The sequence below is a fragment of the Sphingopyxis sp. RIFCSPHIGHO2_12_FULL_65_19 genome, from assembly GCF_001830555.1.
Taxonomy (GTDB): Bacteria; Pseudomonadota; Alphaproteobacteria; order Sphingomonadales; family Sphingomonadaceae; genus Sphingopyxis.
In genome coordinates, this window is sequence record NZ_MIAM01000009.1 from 26,092 (window position 1) to 32,404 (window position 6,313).

A 6,313-nucleotide genomic window follows, 5' to 3' on the forward strand; every position below is an offset into this window, starting at 1 on the left:
ATTTCCGCTGGATGCGATTCGACGGCTTGCGCCGTCCCCCTCCCGTTGAGTAAGTCTTTCCTCCCATGGCGCGGTTCATTTTTATCACCGGCGGCGTGGTCTCCTCGCTTGGCAAAGGTTTGATGGCGGCTAGCCTCGCAGCCTTGTTGCAGGCGCGTGGCTATCGTGTCCGTATCCGGAAATTCGATCCTTATCTGAACGTCGATCCGGGCACGATGTCGCCCTATCAGCACGGCGAGGTTTATGTGACCGACGACGGTGCCGAAACCGACCTCGACCTCGGCCATTATGAACGCTTTACCGGCGTTGCGGCGCGGCAGAGCGACAATGTCACTTCGGGCCGCATCTATCAGGGTATCATCGCCAAGGAACGCCGCGGCGATTATCTGGGTGCGACGGTGCAGGTCGTCCCGCACGTCACCGATGCGATCAAGGAATTCGCCCGCACCGACATCGACGACCTCGATTTTGTGCTGTGCGAGATCGGCGGCACGGTCGGCGACATCGAATCGCTGCCCTTCATCGAGGCGATCCGCCAGCTCAAGAATGAAGAGGGACGCGAAAACGCGATCTCGGTCCATGTCACGCTGGTGCCGTACATCGCCGCCGCCGGGGAGCTCAAGACAAAGCCAACACAGCATAGCGTGCGCGAACTCGCATCGCTCGGCGTCCAGCCCGACATCCTGCTCTGCCGCTGCGAAAAACCGCTGCCCGACAGCGAGCGTGCGAAAATTGCGCTCTTTTGCAACGTCCGCAAGGAAGCGGTGATCCCGGCGCTCGATGCCGACAGCATCTATTCGGTTCCGGTCCAATATCATGGCGAAGGGCTGGACAACGAAGTCCTGCGCGCGTTCGGTATCCATGACGCGCCCGCGCCCGACCTGTCGCGCTGGTACGACATCATGGACCGCAAACAGCATCCCGAAGGCGAGGTCACCATCGGCGTCGTCGGCAAATATGTGTCGCTACCCGACGCGTATAAGTCGCTCAACGAGGCATTGGTCCACGGCGGCATGGCGCACCGGGTGAAGGTCAATATCCGCTGGCTCGACGCCGAAATGTTCGAGCGCGACGAGGAATTGGCGGCAAATTTGGAGCCGATGCACGGCATATTGGTGCCCGGCGGGTTCGGCGAGCGCGGGTCCGAGGGCAAGATTTCGAGCGTGCGTTTCGCGCGCGAACGGGGTGTTCCCTTTTTCGGTATCTGCCTTGGCATGCAGATGGCGTGCATCGAAGCCGCGCGGAACACGAGCGGGATCGCCGACGCGTCGAGCACCGAATTCGGCCCGACCGACGAACCCGTCGTGGGCATGATCACCGAATGGATGAGCGACGAAGGCCTGCAAAAGCGCGGCGCCGATACCGACCTGGGCGGTACGATGCGGCTAGGCGCCTATGATGCCAAATTGTCGCCGAACAGCCATGTCGCGAGCGTCTATGGGGCGAACGAGATCAGCGAGCGGCACCGCCATCGTTACGAGGTCAACGGCGCCTATCGCGAAAGCTTGGAGAAGGGCGGGCTGGTGTTTTCGGGCATGTCGCCCGACGGCATGTTGCCGGAAATCGTTGAGCGACCGGACCATCCGTGGTTTATCGGGGTGCAGTTCCATCCGGAACTGAAGTCGAAGCCGTTCGACCCGCACCCCTTGTTTGCGGGTTTCATCGAAGCGGCGGTGAAACAGAGTCGGCTGGTCTAGGCCGGGCAAAAGGGGTTTATGGGGCATGGATCACGCGAAACTCGCCGATTTGCAGGGCCCCGACAGCATCTTTTCCGGGCTTTCGGTCGAGGACTGGGCCGAAATCGCCAGCCGTGCGGTGCAGGTCAATTTCGTCAAGGGCAGGGAACTGCTCGTGCAGGGCGACCCTGGCGACATGATGCTGATTTTGACCGAAGGCACCGCGCGCGTGTCGATGCTGACATCGGGCGGGCGCGAAATCGTGCTGGCTTATGCCGAGCCTGGTGCGGTGCTGGGCGAGATTGCGCTGCTCGACGGCGGGGAACGCACGGCGTCGGTAACCGCGACGAGCGCTGGCAGCGCACTACAGCTCGGCCGCAACGCGCTGAAGGATTTTGCCGCGAGCCACCCCGAATTTGCCTGGTCGCTGATGCAGCAACTGGCACGGCGGCTGCGTACGGCTGACCAGACGATCGAAAGCGACCGCGCCTATGCGTCGGGACCACGGCTGGCGCGTTACCTCAAGCGTCTGATCCGCAAGGATGTCGAGGCCACCCACCGCGTCGAGCTCAGCCAGACCGAACTCGGCAATTTTGCCGGCATGAGTCGCGAGCACATCAACCGCCAACTCCGCAGCTGGGAAGAATCGGGCGTGATTTCGCTGGAACAGGGCCGCGTCCGGGTGCTCGATACCGATATGCTGGAGGATATCAGCGAGAGCGAGGGGTAGGCTGGGCATATGGGGATCGAAAATCCATTTGCCTTGCTCGTCGCGATTTTTGCTGGCGGCACGTTGTTATGGGGTCTGGGGACCAGGACGATGCCGGTTGCGCCCTTCTGGGTCGTGCGCGAAGACAATCCGTCGCTCTACTGGTCGGCCGCCGCCAGCTGGCTTCTGGCGTGCGTGGGTTTGATTGTCGTCGCCATGTAGGCGCCGGATCATGCCGCTCGCCCGGAATCACAACGCCCGGGCCTCGCTTTGCAAGACCCGGGCGCCTGTGACGAACACTCGCCATCCCCCTTTGTTGCAGACCCGGCGAAAGGTCTGCACTCCCTGGAGCCGGGCCTTTGGGCCGCGTTGAACCAGAAACATTGGGGTAGGTTGAAGGGGGGGCTTTGTCACCCTCTCACGGGCATTTGGACCCGCTTTTGCTCCCCGCTGTGGCCTATGGGCAACATATTATGCGAATCATTCGCAAGTCTATCGCGATGTCGGCGGCCATTGCCAGCGGCGTCGGCGCTGCTTAAAGCGGCGTCATGCGTGTCATTTTCCATACGCCTCCACGGCTGCTCGCCTTATGATCCTGCGTCCTTACGAACGCACCATCTTCAAACGCTATATGCTTCCGCAGCGCGGCGAAGGGTTTATCTTCGTCGCCGCCGCGTTCAGCTTTACGGCGGTCACGCTGGGTGTGGCGGCGCTGGTGATCGTGATGAGCGTGATGAACGGGGTGCGCAGCGACCTGTTCGACAAGATCGTCGGATTGAACGGTCACGCCGTTGTGCAGGGGTTTGGTGGCCGTCTCGACAATTGGCAGGACGTCCTGAAACAGGCCAAGGCGACGCCGGGCGTCGTTTCCGCGACGCCGCTGATCGAACAGCCGCTGCTGGGCAGCTTCAGCGGGCGCGTCGAAGGGATATTGGTGCGCGGCATGACCGTCGCCGACATCCGCAAAAATGAAACGCTGAACGGCAAGGTGCTGCAAGGCAGCCTAGACACGCTGACCGCCGGATCGGGTAATGTCGCGATCGGCAGCGAACTCGCACGCAATCTGGGCGCGACGGTCGGATCGAACCTCACGATCATCAATCCGCAGGGGCGCTCCACACCCTTCGGCACCGTGCCGCGCGAGATCAGTTACCGGATCACCGCGATTTTCGAGATCGGGGTCTATGATTTCGACAAGGCCTATGTCGTGATGCCGATGGAGGACGCGCAGCTGCTGTTGCTCACCGGCGACCAGGTGGGGATGATCGAAATCAAGACAACGGACCCCGACAAGGTCGGCGAGATATTGCAGCCGCTCGGCGAAAAGCTCGCCGCGCAGGCGGTGGTGTCCGACTGGCGATCGATGAACGCCAGCCTGTTCGAGGCGCTGGCGATCGAGCGTGTCGCGATGTTCGTCATCCTGTCGCTGATCGTGCTCGTCGCCGCGTTCAACATCGTGTCGTCGCTGATCATGTTGGTGCGCGCCAAGACACGAGACATGGCGATCCTGCGCACCATGGGCGCGCCACGCGACGCAGTGCTGCGCATCTTCATGGCAATCGGCGTGTCGATCGGCGTTGCGGGAACGATCGTCGGCATGGCGTTCGGTTTCGGGCTGCTTTATTTCCGGCAGGGCGTATTGCGCGGGGTCGAGTTCCTGACCGGCCAACCGCTCTGGGACCCCTCGATCCGCTTCCTCACCGAATTGCCGTCGAAACCCGACCCGTTCGAGATCACCGGGATCGCGGTAATGGCAATGGTCTTCAGCTTCCTTGCGACGCTTTATCCGGCGTTCAAGGCCGCGAACACCGATCCGGTGCAGGTGCTGCGTTATGAGTGACATGATCCTCGAACTGACCGCGCTCAAGCGCAGCTTCACGCAGGGCGACGTAACGATCGACGTGCTTCGCGGGGTGGATGCGCATTTGAACCGCGGCGAGATCGTCGCGCTGCTCGGCCCGTCGGGGTCGGGCAAGTCGACGATGTTGCAAGCCGTCGGCCTGCTGGAAGGCGGATTCGACGGGACGATCCGCATCGACGGTGCCGACGTGACACAATATGAGCAGGGCGAGCGGACCAGGACGCGGCGCGAAAAGATCGGCTTTGTCTATCAATTTCATCATTTGCTGCCCGATTTCAACGCAATCGAGAATGTCGTGTTGCCGCAGTTGATCCGCGGCGCGGCACAGGCCGACGCCGAGGAACGCGCCGCGGACCTGCTCGGGCGCCTCGGGCTGGGCGAGCGATTGCACCACAAACCGAGCAAATTGTCGGGCGGCGAGCAACAGCGCGTTGCCGTGGCGCGCGCGCTCGCGAACCGGCCTTTGCTGGTGCTGGCCGACGAGCCGACGGGCAATCTGGACGAGGCGACCGCCGATCGCGTTTTCGACCAGTTCGTCAAGCTGGTCCGCGACCATGGCTCGGCGGCGCTGGTCGCGACTCATAATGAACGGCTCGCGGCGCGGATGGACCGCGTGCTCCGCTTGCACGACGGACGGATCGAGGCGTAAACTGACGCAGCAAAAAGACGGTGGGACAGGAGGGGTGGCGATGATCCGTGTGGCAGCGATTGCGGCGCTCGCGCTTTCCGCGGTTCCGGCATCGGCGGGCTTTCAGTCGCCACCACCACCGCCGCCGCCGATCCTGTTGCCGCCAGCAGCACCCGCCGTGCCGCAGTCGCCAGCACCGCTGATCCAGTCGGCTTGCACGACGGCCGACTATCGCGCCTTCGATTTCTGGGTCGGCGAGTGGGACGTGTACCCCAATGGGAGCACGACACAGGTCGCCACCAGCAGCATCGAGGCGATGTTCGCGGGCTGCGCGATCCGCGAGACGTGGAAACCGCTGAAAGGCGGCGGAGGCGGGTCGTTCAGCCATTATGACAAGGAACGTCGCTATTGGCGGCAGGCGTGGGTCGACAGCAACGGCGCGCGGGTCGATTTCGATGGTGGCCCGGTGGACGGCAAGATGGTGCTGACGGGCCATTGGGCGAATGTGATCGGCAAAGGGCAGGACGGGCTGATCCGCATGACCTATAGCAAGCGGCCCGACGGGTCGGTCCGCCAGCATGGGGAGCAGTCGACCGATCGAGGCCTGACGTGGGCGACGAGTTTCGATTTCATCTATAAACCGCGCAAGGCGGGGGAGAAATAATATGGGTCTGTACGATCTTTCGGCGAAGCTACCCGGCGGCGGCACGCAGTCGCTGGCCGACTATCGCGGCAAGGTGCTGCTGATCGTCAACACGGCATCGAAATGCGGCTTTACCCCGCAATATGAGGGGCTGGAGGAATTGTACCGCGATTACAAGGATCGCGGGTTCGAGATCCTTGCCTTTCCGTGCAACCAGTTCGGCGCACAGGAACCCGGGGATGCGGCAGAAATCGCTAATTTCTGTTCGTTGACCTATGACGTCAGTTTTCCCTTGATGGCAAAGATCGACGTCAACGGCGACGAAGCCGATCCGATCTTCAAGCATCTGAAAAAGGAAAAGACCGGGCTGCTCGGCAGCGGTATCAAATGGAACTTCACCAAATTCCTGGTCGATCGTAACGGCAAGACGGTGTCGCGCCATGCGCCGACGACCAAGCCCGAGCAATTGCGCAAAGAAATTGAGGAACTGCTGGGGTAGCCCCAACAGGTCGCGATGACGATTTTGTGAATGGGCGGTGGTCGAATCAACATAGCAGCGTTAGCGTCGCCGCCATGGCATACAGCCCCTTTGTCCCCCTTCGCGTCTTTTCCAGCTACACGATGCTGGAGGGGGCGATTGAGCCGAAAGCGATTGCCAAGGCCGCACGCGAGCGCGGGTTTCCGGCGATCGCGATCTGCGACCGCAACGGGTTGTACGGTGCAATGGCGTTCGGCGATGCCTGCAAGGCGGCAGGGGTGCAGCCGGTGGTCGGCGCGATGCTCAGCGTCGCGCGCC

Annotated in this window: 8 protein-coding genes; all 8 read left to right on the forward strand. The window is 62.3% G+C overall.

Going from position 1 to position 6,313, the window contains the following annotated elements:
- Positions 1-65: 65 nt before the first annotated feature.
- Positions 66-1,697 (forward strand): CTP synthase, encoded by a 1,632-nt coding sequence (locus tag A3E77_RS02060; protein WP_293643246.1) that lies wholly within the window; start codon positions 66-68, stop codon positions 1,695-1,697.
- A 25-nt stretch (positions 1,698-1,722) separates the two neighbouring features.
- Positions 1,723-2,406 carry a Crp/Fnr family transcriptional regulator gene (locus A3E77_RS02065; protein ID WP_293643247.1) on the forward strand — a complete coding sequence of 228 codons (684 nt, stop codon included), beginning with the start codon at positions 1,723-1,725 and terminating at the stop codon, positions 2,404-2,406.
- 9 nt (positions 2,407-2,415) lie between these two features.
- The gene (locus tag A3E77_RS02070) at positions 2,416-2,607 is read left to right on the forward strand and encodes a hypothetical protein (protein WP_293643248.1); all 192 of its coding nucleotides are present in this window, start codon (positions 2,416-2,418) and stop codon (positions 2,605-2,607) included.
- A 367-nt stretch (positions 2,608-2,974) separates the two neighbouring features.
- On the forward strand, positions 2,975-4,225 hold the full coding sequence (locus A3E77_RS02075; RefSeq protein ID WP_293643249.1) for a lipoprotein-releasing ABC transporter permease subunit: 1,251 nt from the start codon (positions 2,975-2,977) through the stop codon (positions 4,223-4,225).
- Positions 4,218-4,895, forward strand: coding sequence for an ABC transporter ATP-binding protein (locus A3E77_RS02080; RefSeq protein ID WP_293643250.1), 678 nt, complete (start codon positions 4,218-4,220; stop codon positions 4,893-4,895). Before A3E77_RS02075 ends, A3E77_RS02080 begins: the two co-directional genes overlap by 8 nt.
- A gap of 40 nt (positions 4,896-4,935) precedes the next feature.
- The gene (locus A3E77_RS02085) at positions 4,936-5,538 is read left to right on the forward strand and encodes a hypothetical protein (protein ID WP_293643251.1); all 603 of its coding nucleotides are present in this window, start codon (positions 4,936-4,938) and stop codon (positions 5,536-5,538) included.
- A 1-nt stretch (position 5,539) separates the two neighbouring features.
- Complete coding sequence (locus A3E77_RS02090; protein ID WP_293643252.1) at positions 5,540-6,016, forward strand: glutathione peroxidase; 477 nt, start codon at positions 5,540-5,542, stop codon at positions 6,014-6,016.
- Between the two features lie 74 nt (positions 6,017-6,090).
- On the forward strand, positions 6,091-6,313 hold a 223-nt coding region (locus tag A3E77_RS02095; protein WP_293643253.1), incomplete at its 3' end, for a PHP domain-containing protein.